17 protein-coding genes and 1 tRNA gene are annotated in these 14,981 nt (G+C 57.9%); 14 read left to right on the top strand and 4 right to left on the bottom strand.

The features are described from left to right. Window positions 1-107 precede the first annotated feature (107 nt). The 14 genes from ruvC (at window position 108) to nadA (ending at window position 10,908) form a co-directional block, all read left to right on the top strand. On the top strand, window positions 108-635 hold the full coding sequence (ruvC, locus tag PMI23_RS24165; protein ID WP_007912737.1) for a crossover junction endodeoxyribonuclease RuvC: 528 nt from the start codon (window positions 108-110) through the stop codon (window positions 633-635). 115 nt (window positions 636-750) lie between these two features. Further along, window positions 751-1,359: a Holliday junction branch migration protein RuvA gene (ruvA, locus tag PMI23_RS24160; RefSeq protein ID WP_003227522.1), complete on the top strand. Its 609-nt coding sequence runs from the start codon at window positions 751-753 to the stop codon at window positions 1,357-1,359. Continuing rightward, the gene (gene ruvB / locus PMI23_RS24155) at window positions 1,360-2,421 is read left to right on the top strand and encodes a Holliday junction branch migration DNA helicase RuvB (protein ID WP_007912736.1); all 1,062 of its coding nucleotides are present in this window, start codon (window positions 1,360-1,362) and stop codon (window positions 2,419-2,421) included. A gap of 127 nt (window positions 2,422-2,548) precedes the next feature. Continuing rightward, complete coding sequence (gene ybgC, locus PMI23_RS24150) at window positions 2,549-3,016, top strand: tol-pal system-associated acyl-CoA thioesterase (protein ID WP_007912735.1); 468 nt, start codon at window positions 2,549-2,551, stop codon at window positions 3,014-3,016. Continuing rightward, window positions 3,006-3,701 (top strand): protein TolQ, encoded by a 696-nt coding sequence (tolQ, locus tag PMI23_RS24145; RefSeq protein ID WP_007912733.1) that lies wholly within the window; start codon window positions 3,006-3,008, stop codon window positions 3,699-3,701. The genes ybgC and tolQ overlap by 11 nt, the downstream gene beginning before the upstream one ends. 23 nt (window positions 3,702-3,724) lie before the next feature. Next, window positions 3,725-4,177, top strand: a complete 453-nt coding sequence (gene tolR / locus PMI23_RS24140; protein ID WP_161806672.1) for a protein TolR — start codon at window positions 3,725-3,727, stop codon at window positions 4,175-4,177. Beyond that, window positions 4,177-5,244 carry a cell envelope integrity protein TolA gene (tolA, locus tag PMI23_RS24135; protein ID WP_007912728.1) on the top strand — a complete coding sequence of 356 codons (1,068 nt, stop codon included), beginning with the start codon at window positions 4,177-4,179 and terminating at the stop codon, window positions 5,242-5,244. The genes tolR and tolA overlap by 1 nt, the downstream gene beginning before the upstream one ends. Before the next feature lie 17 nt (window positions 5,245-5,261). Further along, on the top strand, window positions 5,262-6,542 hold the full coding sequence (gene tolB, locus PMI23_RS24130; protein ID WP_016983828.1) for a Tol-Pal system beta propeller repeat protein TolB: 1,281 nt from the start codon (window positions 5,262-5,264) through the stop codon (window positions 6,540-6,542). Window positions 6,543-6,594: 52 nt separating this feature from the next. Continuing rightward, the gene (gene pal / locus PMI23_RS24125) at window positions 6,595-7,092 is read left to right on the top strand and encodes a peptidoglycan-associated lipoprotein Pal (RefSeq protein ID WP_003178634.1); all 498 of its coding nucleotides are present in this window, start codon (window positions 6,595-6,597) and stop codon (window positions 7,090-7,092) included. 6 nt (window positions 7,093-7,098) lie between these two features. Next, the gene (gene ybgF / locus PMI23_RS24120) at window positions 7,099-7,932 is read left to right on the top strand and encodes a tol-pal system protein YbgF (protein WP_007912724.1); all 834 of its coding nucleotides are present in this window, start codon (window positions 7,099-7,101) and stop codon (window positions 7,930-7,932) included. Window positions 7,933-8,098: 166 nt separating this feature from the next. Beyond that, window positions 8,099-8,746 carry a 7-carboxy-7-deazaguanine synthase QueE gene (queE, locus tag PMI23_RS24115; protein ID WP_007912722.1) on the top strand — a complete coding sequence of 216 codons (648 nt, stop codon included), beginning with the start codon at window positions 8,099-8,101 and terminating at the stop codon, window positions 8,744-8,746. Window position 8,747: 1 nt separating this feature from the next. Then, complete coding sequence (gene queC, locus PMI23_RS24110; protein ID WP_007912720.1) at window positions 8,748-9,440, top strand: 7-cyano-7-deazaguanine synthase QueC; 693 nt, start codon at window positions 8,748-8,750, stop codon at window positions 9,438-9,440. A gap of 62 nt (window positions 9,441-9,502) precedes the next feature. Then, window positions 9,503-9,578, top strand: a tRNA-Lys gene (locus tag PMI23_RS24105). A gap of 271 nt (window positions 9,579-9,849) precedes the next feature. Next, on the top strand, window positions 9,850-10,908 hold the full coding sequence (gene nadA / locus PMI23_RS24100; RefSeq protein ID WP_007912718.1) for a quinolinate synthase NadA: 1,059 nt from the start codon (window positions 9,850-9,852) through the stop codon (window positions 10,906-10,908). Window positions 10,909-11,043: 135 nt separating this feature from the next. Here nadA and PMI23_RS24095 read toward each other — a convergent pair whose 3' ends face one another. The 4 genes from PMI23_RS24095 to PMI23_RS24080 form a co-directional block, all read right to left on the bottom strand. Continuing rightward, window positions 11,044-11,532, bottom strand: a complete 489-nt coding sequence (locus PMI23_RS24095; protein WP_007950167.1) for an RDD family protein — start codon at window positions 11,530-11,532, stop codon at window positions 11,044-11,046. A 97-nt stretch (window positions 11,533-11,629) separates the two neighbouring features. Next, entirely contained in the window at window positions 11,630-11,842 is a 213-nt protein-coding gene (locus PMI23_RS24090) for a cold-shock protein (protein ID WP_003227496.1), read from the bottom strand. Window positions 11,843-12,246: 404 nt separating this feature from the next. Next, window positions 12,247-13,371, bottom strand: a complete 1,125-nt coding sequence (gcvT, locus tag PMI23_RS24085) for a glycine cleavage system aminomethyltransferase GcvT (RefSeq protein WP_007919241.1) — start codon at window positions 13,369-13,371, stop codon at window positions 12,247-12,249. Between the two features lie 166 nt (window positions 13,372-13,537). After that, on the bottom strand, window positions 13,538-14,914 hold the full coding sequence (locus PMI23_RS24080; protein WP_007919240.1) for an L-serine ammonia-lyase: 1,377 nt from the start codon (window positions 14,912-14,914) through the stop codon (window positions 13,538-13,540). Window positions 14,915-14,981: the final 67 nt, after the last annotated feature.

The following is a 14,981-nucleotide window of genomic DNA, read 5'->3' as shown; positions in this document are numbered from 1 at the left end:
GAGCTGCCGAAGGCTGCGATCTTTCTGTTTTTGAAAGATCAAAAGATCGCAGCCTTCGGCAGCTCCTACATGTACCCTCAGCTTTCGCATCAATTTCTGCAGGCGTTATGACTTTAATTCTTGGTATCGACCCCGGTTCGCGCATCACCGGTTACGGCATTGTTCGAGATACCGGGCGTGGCGGTTGTATTTATGTGGCTTCCGGCTGCATTCGTACCGGCGCGGGCGAACTGCATGAACGCCTGCAAATCGTCTATCGCGGTGTGCGGGAGATCATTCAGACCTACGGTCCGGTGACCATGGGCATCGAAAAAGTCTTTATGGCGAAAAACGCCGATTCGGCGCTGAAGCTCGGTCAGGCTCGCGGCGCTGCAATCGTGGCTGGCGCTGAAGAGAGTCTGGAGATCGCCGAGTACACCGCCACTCAAGTTAAACAGGCTGTGGTCGGCACCGGCGCGGCGAATAAAGAACAGGTGCAAATGATGGTCATGCACATGCTCAAACTGACCAGCAAACCACAAATCGATGCCTCGGACGCCCTGGCCATTGCCATTTGCCATGCGCACACGCGTTCCAGTCTGCTGCCCCACGGTTTGGGAGCGGCACGCAGTCGTGGCGGGCGCCTGCGTCTCTGATAGCATCAGCATCAATTTTCTTGAAAGTGGATTTCCTGCGCCTGAGTCGTCGGCGCGAAATTCGTCTTTCGATAGTCGCCAGCCCACGGCTGGCCAACGCTCAAGGATCTGAAACGTGATTGGACGCTTGCGCGGCACCCTGGCTGAGAAACAGCCGCCGCACCTGATTCTGGATGTAAACGGCCTCGGGTATGAGCTGGAAGTGCCCATGACCACCCTTTATCGTCTGCCGTCGGTCGGTGAACCGCTGACCCTGCACACCCATTTGGTCGTACGCGAAGACGCGCAGTTACTCTATGGTTTTGCCGGCAAGCGTGAGCGAGACTTTTTTCGCGAGTTGATCCGTCTCAATGGTGTCGGGCCAAAATTGGCCCTGGCGTTGATGTCGAGCCTGGAAGTCGATGAGCTGATCCGCTGTGTGCAGTCGCAGGACACCTCGGCCTTGACCAAAGTGCCGGGAGTCGGCAAGAAAACCGCCGAGCGCTTGCTGGTTGAGTTGAAAGACCGCTTCAAGGCCTGGGAAACTTCGCCGGCGATGTTTGCCCTGGTGCCGAATCAGCCTGATGGTCCGGCGCCGGTCAATACCGCCGAGAACGATGCGGTCAGCGCGCTGATTTCCCTGGGCTACAAGCCGCAGGAAGCGAGCAAGGCGATTACCGCCATCAAGGACAAGAATTTGAGCAGTGAAGACCTGATCCGCCGTGCCCTGAAGGGAATGATTTAAGTGATTGAAGCTGATCGTCTGATCACCGCCGCGCACAGCCCGCGTGAGCGCGAAGAAGTCCAGGACCGGGCCATTCGACCGGTCAGTCTGGCCGACTACATTGGCCAGCCGACCGTGCGCGAGCAGATGGAACTGTTCATTCAGGCTGCCCGTGGTCGTAGCGAATCCCTCGACCACACCCTGATCTTCGGCCCGCCGGGTCTGGGTAAGACCACGCTGGCGAACATCATTGCCCAGGAAATGGGCGTGTCTATCAAGAGCACATCCGGTCCGGTACTTGAGCGTCCGGGTGATCTGGCGGCGCTGCTGACCAACCTCGAACCGCACGACGTGCTGTTCATCGACGAAATCCATCGCCTGTCGCCGATCGTTGAAGAAGTGCTGTACCCGGCGATGGAAGATTTCCAGCTCGATATCATGATCGGTGAAGGGCCGGCCGCGCGTTCGATCAAACTCGATCTGCCGCCGTTCACTTTGGTGGGCGCAACCACTCGCGCCGGCATGCTGACCAACCCGTTGCGTGACCGCTTCGGTATTGTCCAGCGTCTTGAGTTCTACAGCACGGCCGATCTGGCGACGATTGTCAGCCGTTCGGCGGCGATTCTCGGTCTGCCGCTGGATCCGGAAGGTTCGTTCGAAATCGCACGTCGTGCCCGTGGTACGCCGCGAATCGCCAACCGTCTGTTGCGCCGCGTGCGTGACTTCGCCGAAGTCCGCGCCAAGGGCCACATCACCAAAGCGGTGGCGGATCTGGCGCTGAACCTGCTGGACGTCGACGAGCATGGTTTCGATCATCAGGACCGGCGTCTGCTGTTGACCATGATCGAGAAGTTCGATGGCGGCCCGGTCGGTATCGACAGCCTCGCCGCTGCGATCAGTGAAGAACGTCACACCATTGAGGATGTGCTGGAACCGTATCTGATCCAGCAGGGTTACATCATGCGCACGCCACGGGGCAGGGTGGTGACGCGCCATGCGTACCTGCACTTCGGTTTAAACATTCCGTCACGAATGGGTGAAATGCCCGTGGCAGACGAGTTTCTCGATGCCGTGGACGATTAATACACATTTGTTGTCGATTTATTCAGGGTTTGTACGGTCACAGGACGGTACTTTTGCGGTAAAGCTCTGAAACCATGAAAAACAGTTGCCTGGCCGGATTGGCAACCTGAGGAGTAAGCACTAGAGTATGCGCGCGCAAAACGGGCTTGAGCCGTTCGCACATCGTTGTCGCGTTTATTACGAGGACACCGATGCGGGCGGCATCGTGTATTACGTTAATTACCTCAAGTTTATGGAACGGGCTCGAACCGAGCGGCTTCGCGAACTGGGCTTTGCCCAATCGCAGCTGGCAGGGGAGGACCTGTTGTTTGTCGTGCACTCCAGCGAAGCGCGCTATCACGCGCCGGCGCGACTGGACGACGAACTGCTGGTAAGCGCTGATGTAATCGAATTGAACCGGGTCAGCCTGCGCTTCAAACAGCAGGTCAGGCGGGCAACGGATAATGTGCTGCTCTGTGAGGGGCAGTTTTTGGTGGCCTGTGTGCGCACTAACAGTTTGAAACCCCGGGCCCTTCCCGAAGATTTGCGTGCGGCCTTCGCCGACGCGGTCGGCCCGGGTACACACTCAAAGCAGGAGATAAAGCGTGGAAGCTAACGTCGTCGACCATTCCTCCATGTGGAGCCTGGTCAGCAATGCCAGCATCGTGGTGCAGTTGGTAATGTTGACCCTGGTGGCCGCATCGGTGACCTCATGGATCATGATCTTTCAGCGCAGCAATCTGCTGCGCGCCGGTCGACGCGCCCTGGAGAGCTTCGAAGAGCGCTTCTGGTCGGGTATCGACCTGTCCAAGCTGTACCGTCAGGCGGGCAGCAACCCGGATCCGGATTCGGGCGTTGAGCAGATCTTCCGTGCCGGCTTCAAGGAGTTCTCGCGTCTGCGTCAGCAGCCAGGCGTCGATCCTGAAGCGGTGATGGAAGGCGTGGCCCGGGCCATGCGCGTCGCCATCTCCCGCGAAGAAGAGAAACTGGAGCAGAGCCTGCCGTTCCTCGCCACTGTCGGTTCGGTCAGCCCGTACATCGGTCTGTTCGGTACCGTGTGGGGCATCATGAACTCCTTCCGCGGTCTGGCCAGCGCCCAGCAAGCCACCCTGGCCACTGTGGCCCCGGGTATCGCCGAAGCCCTGATCGCCACCGCGATCGGCCTGTTCGCGGCAATCCCGGCAGTTATCGCTTACAACCGTTTCTCTGCCCGCAGCGAAACCTTGCTGAGCCGCTACTACACCTTCGCCGATGAATTCCAGGCGATCCTGCACCGCAAAGTGCACACCAGCGAAGAATAAGCAGGTAATTTCCAATGGCTTTAATCGCTCGAGCTCGCAAAAAGCGCAAGCCGGTCGCCGAGATGAACGTGGTGCCATACATCGACGTGATGTTGGTGCTGCTGGTCATCTTCATGGTGACCGCGCCGATGCTCAATCAGGGCGTGAAAGTTGATCTGCCCAAGGTTTCCAGCGAAGCCTTGCCGCAGGACAACAACACGCAGGTCCTGACTATTTCGATCAAGGCTGACAAGACCTACTACTGGAACCTTGGCAGCGAAGTCGACACCGAGAAGCAACAGGACAGGGCCATGACCCTGCCGCAAATGACCGACGCGGTGACCAAGATCATTCGTGCCGGCACCGAAGGCGGCAAGCGTACCCAGGTCTTCATCCGCGGTGACAAGACCGTCGACTATGGTTCTGTCATGGGCGCCATGGGCGGGTTGCAGAAAGCCGGGGTCGGTAATGTTGGTTTGATTACCGAGGCCCCCTGATGCAGCAACAGCGAGAGCCGTCCGCCTCGGAAAGCTACTTCTGGCCTAGTGTTCTGGCAATTGTCCTGCACGTGCTGGTGTTCGGCATGCTGTTCGTCAGTTTTGCCTTCACACCAGAGCTGCCGCCGGCCAAGCCGATTGTCCAGGCGACCCTGTACCAACTGAAATCGAAAAGTCAGGCAACCACCCAGACCAATCAGAAGATTGCGGGTGAGGCGAAGAAATCCGCCGCGCGCCAGACTGAAGTCGAGCAGATGGAACAGAAAAAGGTCGAGCAGGAAGAGATCAAGGCCGCTGCGGAACAAAAGAAAGAAGAAGCGGCTCAAAAAGCCGAGGAAGCCAAGAAGGCCGATGAGGCTAAAAAAGCGGATGAAGCTAAAAAGGCGGATGACGCCAAGAAAGCTGACGACGCGAAGAAAGCCGAAGCCAAGAAGGCCGAAGAGAAACAATTGGCTGATATAGCCAAGAAGAAGGCTGAAGAAGAGGCTAAGGAAGAAGCCAAGAAAGAAGCCGCTGAAGAAGCCAAGAAGAAGATCGTCGAAGACGCGAAGAAGAAAGCCGCCGAAGACGCCAAGAAGAAAGCTGAAGCTGAAGAGGCGAAGAAGAAAATCGCCGACGAAGCGAAGAAGAAAGCTGCTGCCGATGCTGCGAAGAAGAAAGCGCAGGATGCAGCACGTAAATCGACCGAAGACAAAAAGGCTCAGGCCTTGGCCGATTTGCTTTCCGATACGCCGCAGCGCCAGCAGGCCTTGGCCGATGAGCAGGGCGACGAAGTCGCGGGCAGTTTCGATGACCTGATTCGTGCGCGAGCTGCAGAAGGCTGGGCCCGTCCACCTTCGGCACGCAAAGGCATGACGGTGGTGTTGCAGATCGGCATGTTGCCGGACGGTACGGTGACTTCGGTCAGCGTGGCCAAATCCAGTGGCGATGGTCCGTTCGATGCTTCGGCAGTGGCAGCGGTCAAAAATATTGGACGTTTGACAGAAATGCAGGGAATGAAGCCGAGCGATTTCGCTCCGTATCGTTCATTCAAGATGACATTCACACCTGAGGATCTAGCCTTGTGAGAAACCTTCTTCGAGGAATGCTGGTCGTGATCTGCTGCATGGCAGGGATCGCGATGGCGGATGAAAAGAACATTCTGGTCACCAGCGGCAGCGATCGGGCAACCCCGATCGCCGTTGTACCGTTTGGTATGCAGGGCGGTGCCGTGCTGCCGGACGACATGGCTGAAATCATTGGTAACGATTTGCGCAACTCGGGCTACTACTCGCCGATTCCAAAGCAAAACATGATCAGCCAGCCAAGCCAGCCGAGCGAAATCATCTTCCGTGACTGGAAGGCGGTGGGTGCTCAATACATGATGGTCGGCAGCATTGCGCCAGCGGGCGGTCGCTTGCAGGTGCAGTGGGCGCTGTTCAACGTAGCCACCGAGCAAAAAGTGGCAGACGGCAGTGTTTCCGGTACCACCGAGCAATTGCGCGACATGGCGCACTTCATCTCCGATCAGTCGTTCCAGAAACTGACCGGTATTGAAGGTGCGTTCTCGACGCGTCTGCTGTACGTGACGGCCGAGCGCTTCTCCGAGAAGAACACCCGTTACACCCTGCAGCGTTCGGACTACGACGGTGCTCGCGCCGTGACGCTGTTGCAATCGCGTGAGCCGATTCTGTCGCCGCGCTTCGCACCGGATGGCAAGCGCATCGCCTACGTGTCGTTCGAGCAGAAGCGTCCGCGCATCTTCATGCAGAACATCGACACCGGTCGCCGTGAGCAAATCACCAATTTCGAAGGCCTGAACGGCGCGCCAGCCTGGTCGCCGAATGGTGATCGCCTGGCGTTCGTACTGTCGAAAGACGGTAACCCGGACATCTATGTGATGAATCTGGCTTCGCGTCAGATCACCCGCGTGACCGCAGGTCCTGGCATCAACACCGAGCCGTACTGGGGCAAGGATGGCTCGACCATCTACTTCACCTCGGACCGCGGCGGCAAGCCTCAGATCTACAAAACCAGCGCCAGTGGCGGTGGTGCCGAGCGTGTGACGTTTGTAGGTAACTACAATGCCAACCCGAAACTTTCGGCAGATGAAAAGACTTTGGTGATGATCCATCGTCAGGATGGCTTCACCAATTTCAAGGTGGCAGCTCAGGATCTGCAGCGAGGTAGTGTAAAGATCCTCACTGATAGCACTCTGGACGAGTCACCTACTGTTGCGCCCAACGGCACCATGGTAATCTACGCCACCCGCCAACAGGGCCGGGGAGTCTTGATGCTCGTGTCCATTAATGGACGCGTTAGGCTCCCGCTTCCTACCGCTCAAGGCGAAGTCAGAGAACCGTCCTGGTCCCCTTACCTGAAGTGAGCGGGCGCTACACGTTTTACTTAACACACTGGGGTTCATTAGGAGTTTCACGATGGAAATGCTGAAGTTTGGTAAATTTGCTGCGCTGGCTCTGGCCATGGCTGTAGCTGTAGGTTGCTCGTCCAAAGGCGGCGACAACGCCGGTGAAGGCGCTGTTGATCCAAACGCTGGTTACGGCGCAAACACTGGTGCCGTTGACGGTTCCCTGAGCGAAGAAGCTGCTCTGCGCGCAATCACCACCTTCTACTTCGAATACGACAGCTCGGACCTGAAGCCAGAAGCCATGCGCGCTCTGGACGTTCACGCCAAAGACCTGAAAGCAAACGGCGCTCGCGTTGTTCTGGAAGGCAACACCGACGAACGTGGTACTCGTGAGTACAACATGGCACTGGGCGAGCGTCGTGCGAAAGCCGTTCAGCGCTACCTGGTACTGCAAGGTGTTTCCCCAGCTCAGCTGGAACTGGTTTCCTACGGCGAAGAGCGTCCAGTTGCTACCGGCAACGACGAGCAGTCCTGGGCTCAAAACCGTCGCGTCGAACTGCGTAAGTAATTCGATATGCGAACGTGCCGTCGTGCTGTAACTGTTCTGGCTCTCAGCCTCGCGCCGCTTGCGGCGTGGGCTGCGGTTCCTGTGGTCGATGACAACTCCGGTTATAACAATAGCGGGAGCAGTTATCCGCCTGCAGGTTACGGTACGAACGGCGCCTATGCCGGGGGAGCGGCTTCGGCCCCTGCCTCGGCACAAGGCATGCTGTTCAACCAATTGCAACAGATGCAGGATCAGATATCGCGCCAGCAAGGTGTGATCGAAGAACTGCAGAATCAGGTTGCGCGCATGAAGCAGGAGTCCCTGGAGCGATACCAGGATCTTGATCGGCGCATAGGATCCGGCGTTGCACCTGCCGCGACTCCTGAGAATTCTTCTGCCGGTGGCGATGCAAGTGCTGCTGCCGGTGCTGCTGCTGGCGCCGGGGCTGCTGCCCAGGCACCTGCTGCAAGCAGTGAACCGGGTGATCCGGCCAAGGAAAAGCTGTATTACGATGCCGCTTTCGACCTGATCAAAGCCAAGGATTTCGACAAGGCCAGCCAGGCTTTTGCCGCTTTCCTGCGCAAATACCCGAACAGCCAATACGCGGGTAACGCCCAGTACTGGTTGGGTGAAGTGAATCTGGCCAAAGGCGATCTGCAAGGCGCAGGTCAGGCTTTCGCCAAGGTTTCGCAGCTGTATCCCAAGCACGCCAAAGTGCCGGATTCGCTGTACAAGCTGGCTGATGTAGAGCGCCGCCTCGGTCATACCGACAAGGTCAAAGGCATTCTGCAGCAGGTGGTGGCCCAATATCCGGGTACCTCGGCTGCTCAGTTGGCCCAACGCGATCTGCAACGCATGTAAGCAGGCTTGACCCGTTTGGAAGAAACCCGCGCTTGTCGCGGGTTTTTTCGTTAGAATTCACGCCCTTTTTCTGAAACACGCTTCTTGCGGTCTACGCGTTGGCGGGATTGCCTGAAGTGCCTGACGGAGGCGGACAGCCTGTTTAGCTGTTACGCCCGTGGCGACTATGCAAGACACATTGAGAATCACCGAAGTTTTCTACTCTTTGCAGGGGGAAACGCGGACTGCCGGGCTGCCCACGGTTTTTGTGCGCCTGACCGGTTGCCCATTGCGTTGCCAATACTGCGACAGCGCCTATGCCTTCAGTGGCGGTACCGTGCGCACCCTCGACGACATCCTCGAGCAAGTGGCCGGATTTCGCCCGCGCTACGTCTGTGTCACCGGCGGTGAGCCGTTGGCACAGCCCAATGCCATTCCTTTGCTCAAACAATTGTGTGATGCCGGTTATGAGGTCTCGCTGGAAACCAGCGGCGCCCTCGACGTCTCGGCTGTCGATCCGCGCGTCAGTCGCGTTGTCGACCTGAAGACGCCGGATTCGAAAGAAGCCCATCGCAACCGTTACGAGAACATCGAACTGCTGACGCCCAACGATCAGGTGAAGTTTGTCATCTGCTCGCGCGACGACTATGACTGGGCCGTCTCCAAACTGATTCAGTACGGTCTTGATCGACGTGCCGGCGAAGTGCTGTTTTCCCCAAGTCACCATGATCTCAATGCTCGCGATCTGGCGGACTGGGTGGTGGCGGACAACCTGCCGGTGCGGTTGCAATTGCAGTTGCATAAATATTTGTGGAATGACGAGCCGGGGCGCTGAGATGACCGAACAACTGAACACCACCGAAAAACGTGCGGTCATTCTGCTGTCCGGTGGTCTGGACTCGGCCACTGTAGTGGCCATGGCCCGAGCCGAAGGCTATCGCTGCTACACCATGAGCTTTGACTATGGCCAGCGTTCCCATGCCGAATTGCACGCCGCCGCCCGCGTCGCCCGCGACTTGGGTGTGGTCGAGCACAAGGTGATTGGCCTGAACCTCAATGGCATGGGCGGCTCAGCCCTGACCGACGCCAGCATCGACATCCCTGAAGAGCTGGGCGAAGGCATTCCAGTGACGTACGTGCCAGCGCGCAACACGGTGTTCTTGTCGCTGGCGTTGGGTTGGGCGGAAGTGCTCGGCGCCCGCGATATCTTCATTGGTGTTAATGCGGTGGATTACTCGGGCTATCCGGATTGCCGTCCGGAGTTCATCGAGTCGTTCGAGCGCATGGCCAACCTGGCGACCAAGGCCGGTGTGGAAGGCAACGGTTTCCGTATTCAGGCGCCGTTGCAGAACCTGAGCAAGGCGCAGATCGTGCAGGCGGGCGTGAAGCTCGGCGTTGATTATGGCCTCACCGTTTCCTGCTATCAGGCCGACGATGATGGCCGTGCGTGCGGTAAATGCGACAGCTGCCGCCTGCGCGCAGAAGGCTTCGCGGCCGCTGGTGTAAGTGATCCAACACCTTATTTTTGATTATTTTCAAAAAGGTGTTGAATAGTCCTTAAAAATCAGTATTATACGCGCCACCACACAGCGGGTCGTTAGCTCAGTTGGTAGAGCAGTTGGCTTTTAACCAATTGGTCGTAGGTTCGAATCCCACACGACCCACCATATTTGGCGGTTTAGAAAATCCGGAAGGCCCACGAAAGTGAGGATTTCCGGGTTTTTTTTTGCCTGCAATTTCGCTATGCGTTATTTCAATACCCGCAGCGCTGACGCAGGTCAGAATCATCTTTTGTATCAACGGGATATTCTGTAGCCTTGCGCAGCTTCAATGCTGTCCGTGCCTGATAATACTCACTCTCCCGGCGGTACCCTCAAGCGGTCCGGAGCCGGGTGTATACTCGACTTTCGCGCGAACGCGCCTGCAGGTCTTGCGAACATGACGCAGATTTCCGAACGCCTTCTGGTTCAAGCCCACCTCGATGCCAAACAGCCCAAAACGCTGACCGCTGAGGAAGAGGCTTATTACCGTACCGCCATTGCCGCCGAGCTGAAGGCTCAGGACGCGGTGCTGGTGGCCCACTTTTATTGCGATCCGGTGATTCAGGCTCTGGCCGAAGAAACCGGTGGTTGTGTCTCTGACTCCCTGGAAATGGCCCGCTTCGGCAACGCTCATCCGGCCAAGACCGTAGTGGTCGCCGGCGTGAAGTTCATGGGCGAGACCGCGAAGATTCTCAACCCGGAAAAACGCGTGCTGATGCCAACGCTGGACGCGACCTGCTCGCTCGACCTGGGTTGCCCGGTCGACGAGTTCTCGGCGTTCTGTGATCAGCACCCGGAGCGCACGGTGGTGGTCTACGCCAACACCTCCGCAGCGGTAAAGGCTCGTGCTGACTGGGTAGTAACGTCGAGTTGCGCACTGGAAATCGTCGAAAGCCTGATGGACAACGGCGAGACGATCATTTGGGGCCCTGACAAGCACCTCGGCACCTACATTCAGCGCAAGACCGGCGCCGACATGCTGCTCTGGGACGGTGCCTGCATCGTTCACGAAGAGTTCAAGTCCAAGCAACTCGAAGACATGAAGGCGCTGTACCCGGACGCCGCGATTCTGGTGCACCCGGAATCGCCGACTTCGGTGATCGAGCTGGCAGACGCCGTGGGCTCGACCAGCCAGTTGATTGCCGCTGCACAGTCGTTGCCGAACAAGACGCTGATCGTCGCGACCGACCGTGGCATCTTCTACAAGATGCAGCAGTTGTGCCCGGACAAGGTCTTCATCGAAGCGCCAACCGCCGGTAACGGCGCCGCGTGCCGCAGTTGCGCGCATTGCCCGTGGATGGCCATGAACACCCTTGAGCGCACGCTCAAGAGCTTGAAGGAAGGCACGAACGAGATCTTTGTTGATCCGGCGTTGATTCCGCAGGCGATCCGGCCGTTGAAGCGCATGCTGGATTTCACCCAGGCCGCACGGATGAAGCTGGCCGGTAACGCCTGAGGTCTTTCAGGCAACAATTAAACCTGTAGGAGTGAGCCTGCTCGCGATAGCGGTGTGTCAGATAACAATTATGTTGACTGACACACCGCTATCGCGAGCAGGCTCACTCCTACAGTAGTTTTTGGTGTCTGGAAGTTATTTGGTCTTCTTCGGGATTCGGACGAGGCGGGTATCCGAATAGATGTCATGCCAGGTGCGCTTCTGCTTGTCATACAGCGACCAGAAGAATCCCAGCCCTACGCACAGCCACGACGCAATCGACACCATAAACCGCAACAGCGCCTGCCACAGGCTGATCGCCGTGCCATTGGCGTTCTGCACGCGAATGCCCCACACCTGCATGCCCAATGTCTGCCCGCCATGGGTCCAGAACTTGGCGAAGAACGCAAACAGCACCAACAGCAGCACGGTGGAGTAGAGCGGATCACCGTCGAGCTTGCCGGCATCGGTCATTACCCGCAGACGCTCTTCACCGATGATCGCGGCCTGGATCATTTTGTAAACGAAGCCGGTGACGATCAGCAGTGCGGTGCACAGCAGAAAGTCATAGAACATCGCTGCCAGGCGACGACCTAGGCCAACGGGAGGAAAGTCCCCTTGGGGCGTGAGCAGGTTTTTCGACATGGCAGCCTCTGGATGCAAAATGAAGCGCCATTTTACGGATTCGCGCGCACAAAAAAGCCCCTGATATCAATATCAGGGGCTTTTTCGTAACAGAAAATCAGGCTTCTGCTTGTACTTCGTCAGCCTGCATGCCTTTCTGGCCCTGCACAGCAACGAAGGTCACTTTCTGGCCTTCTTTCAGGCTTTTGAAGCCGTTGCCCTGAATGGCGCGGAAATGCACGAACAGATCCGGACCGCTTTCTGGAGTGATAAAACCAAAACCTTTCTCGTCGTTAAACCACTTGACGGTACCGCTCTGACGTGTGGACATTTCTTATTTCCTTTGACGCAAAAATTGATGACAGTCTCTTTCTCATGAAAGAGTACTGGGGCTGGTTGCAGGAGAGTAAGAAGACGTCGAACGGGATGTAGCTAACTTGTAGGCTACTGCCCAGGTCACGATTCAAAGCTGACCCATGCAAACACAGTGGACAAACTCTACGCCAACTACGGGAGAAAAAACAAGCCCCGTGAAGAGCCCGGTTTTCCTACGCTTGCTGGCACTTAGTCGGTTCGCTAGTGCGGTCTTAGACGATTCGCTTGTTCAATTGTTTTCGAACGTTATAAGCAAGGTTCAAATGCGAATCGAATGTTAGAAAATGCACTTTTTTGTGGCGATTGCGTTACACATTAGTGCACGCATAACGCAATCGCGTTACTTATAGAAACAGTCAATCAACCGCGATAGTAGCGTTGTGGAACAAATGGCATTTTGCTTACAAGCATTTGCACCTTTTTCCCACGAACGATGGCCCAGACCGGTGTGTCGAGTGTTACATAAGCACTGTCGAGGTAACCCATCGCCAGCGGCCCGCCCAAGGTCGGACCGAAACCGCCACTGCACACGCTGCCGATGATTTCGCCGGCTTCGTTGACGATTTCCGCGCCTTCACGCACAGGCGTACGTTCTTGCGGCAGCAGGCCGACGCGTTTGCGCGCGACGCCGTTCTGTTGTTGAGCGAAAACAGTCTCTGCCCCCGGGAAACCGCCAGCCCGTGCGCCATCAGCGCGGCGCGGCTTGGAAATCGCCCACAACAGGCTCGCTTCGATCGGCGTGGTCTCGGTGTTCATGTCGTGGCCGTACAGGCACAGGCCGGCTTCCAGACGCAGCGAATCGCGGGCACCGAGGCCGATGGCCTGGACTTCCGGTTCGGCGAGCAGGGCGCGGGCGAGTTTCTCGGCATCGGCAGCCGGAACGGAGATTTCGAAACCGTCTTCACCGGTGTAACCCGAACGGCTGACGAAGCAATCCACGCCGAGCAACGACACGCGGTTGAATTGCATGAAGGTCATCTTTGCTACTTCCGGCGCAAGACGCGCCAGCACTGTAACGGCCGTCGGGCCTTGCAACGCGAGCAGCGCCCGCTCTTCGAACAGCGCCGTAATGGTGCACTGATCGCCAATGTGTTGTTGCAGGTGAGCCAGGTCCTGATCCTTGCACGCGGCGTTGACCACCAGAAACAGTTCATCGTTGCCGAGGTTGGCGACCATCAGGTCATCGAGAATGCCGCCGTTGTCGTTGGTAAACATCGCGTAACGCTGCATGCCCACCGGCAGGTCGATGATGTCCACCGGCACCAGGGTTTCCAGGGCTTTGCCGGCGTTGGCGCCGGTCAGGCGAATCTGGCCCATGTGCGAGACGTCAAACAGCCCGGCCTGCTCACGGGTGTGTTGGTGTTCTTTCATCACGCCAAGCGGGTACTGCACCGGCATGTCGTAGCCGGCGAACGGCACCATGCGGGCGCCGAGTTCGAGGTGCAGAGCGTGCAGCGGGGTTTTCGACAGTTGTTCGGTGGACATGCGTGGCTCCTTGAAAATGTGGTTCGAGGGTCGGGGCTAGATCAAGATCAAAGGCCCCTCACCCCAGCCCTCTCCCGGAGGGAGAGGGAGCTAGTTACGTTTCTCTCCCGGGGGAGAGGGGGCTAAGTACGATCGTCTCCCTGAGGGAGGCCGAGTTGAATAAGGCTCAGCATTCGATAATGTTGACCGCCAGACCGCCGCGGGCGGTCTCTTTGTATTTGCTTTTCATGTCGGCGCCGGTCTGGCGCATGGTGCGGATGACTTTGTCGAGGGAGACGAAATGCTGGCCGTCGCCTCTCATGGCCATGCGTACCGCGTTGATGGCTTTCACCGAGCCCATGGCATTGCGCTCGATGCACGGCACCTGCACCAGTCCGCCAATCGGGTCGCAGGTCAGACCGAGGTTGTGTTCCATGCCGATTTCCGCGGCGTTCTCGACTTGCTGCACGCTGCCGCCGAGCACTTCGCACAATGCCCCGGCCGCCATCGAACAGGCCACGCCGACTTCACCCTGACAACCGACTTCGGCGCCGGAGATCGAGGCGTTTTCCTTGTAGAGAATGCCGATGGCCGCCGCCGTCAGCAGAAACCGTACGACGCCGTCGTCATTCGCGCCGGGGATAAAACGCATGTAGTAATGCAATACCGCCGGAATAATCCCCGCCGCGCCGTTGGTCGGTGCGGTAACCACGCGGCCACCATTGGCGTTTTCTTCGTTGACTGCCAAGGCGTAGAGGTTGACCCAGTCGAGCACCGACAACGGATCGCGCAACGCTGATTCCGGGTTTTTGCACAGTTGCCGATGCAGCGCTGCCGCACGACGTTTGACCTTCAAGCCGCCCGGCAAAATACCTTCGTTACGGCAACCTGCAGCCACGCAGTCCTGCATCACCTGCCAGATGTTCAGCAGTCCGGCGCGGGTTTCCGCTTCCGGGCGCCAAGCGCTTTCGTTGGTCAGCATCACCTGGCTGATCGACAGACCGTAGGTGGCGCAATGACCGAGCAAGTCTTTGGCACTTTTGAACGGGAAGGTCAGCGGTGTGGCGTCTTCGACGATGCGGTCGGCACCGGCGGCATCCTCGTCGACGACGAAACCACCACCCACCGAGTAGTACTCGCGGCTGCGAATCTGCAGGCCCGCCGCATCGAAGGCGCGGAAGATCATGCCGTTGGGGTGATAGGCCAACGGCTTGCGGATCATTGCCAGGTGTTCTTTCTCGTTGAACGCAATGCTGTGCTCACCGAGCAGATTCAGTCGGCCGTTGCCGCGAATTTCTTGCAGGCGTGCGGCGACGGTTTCGGTATCGACGGTGTCGGGGTGTTCGCCTTCGAGGCCGAGCAACACGGCTTTGTCGCTGCCGTGACCTTTACCCGTGGCGCCGAGGGAGCCGTAGAGTTCGACGCGAACGCTGGCGGTGGTGGTCAGCAGATTTTCACGTCGCAGGCCTTCGGCGAAACGCGCAGCAGCACGCATCGGGCCGACGGTGTGGGAACTGGAGGGGCCGATGCCAATCTTGAACAGGTCGAACACGCTTAACGACATGAGTGGTTCTCCGGTTTCTTGTTATAGGAATTGGCGGAAATATCAGGCTTGATGCGTTCCTTGTGGG

Source organism: Pseudomonas sp. GM24 (assembly GCF_000282235.1).
Classification (GTDB): Bacteria; Pseudomonadota; Gammaproteobacteria; order Pseudomonadales; family Pseudomonadaceae; genus Aquipseudomonas.
Note: the sequence above shows the minus strand (reverse complement) of the source record. Positions and strands in the feature narration are given on the sequence as shown.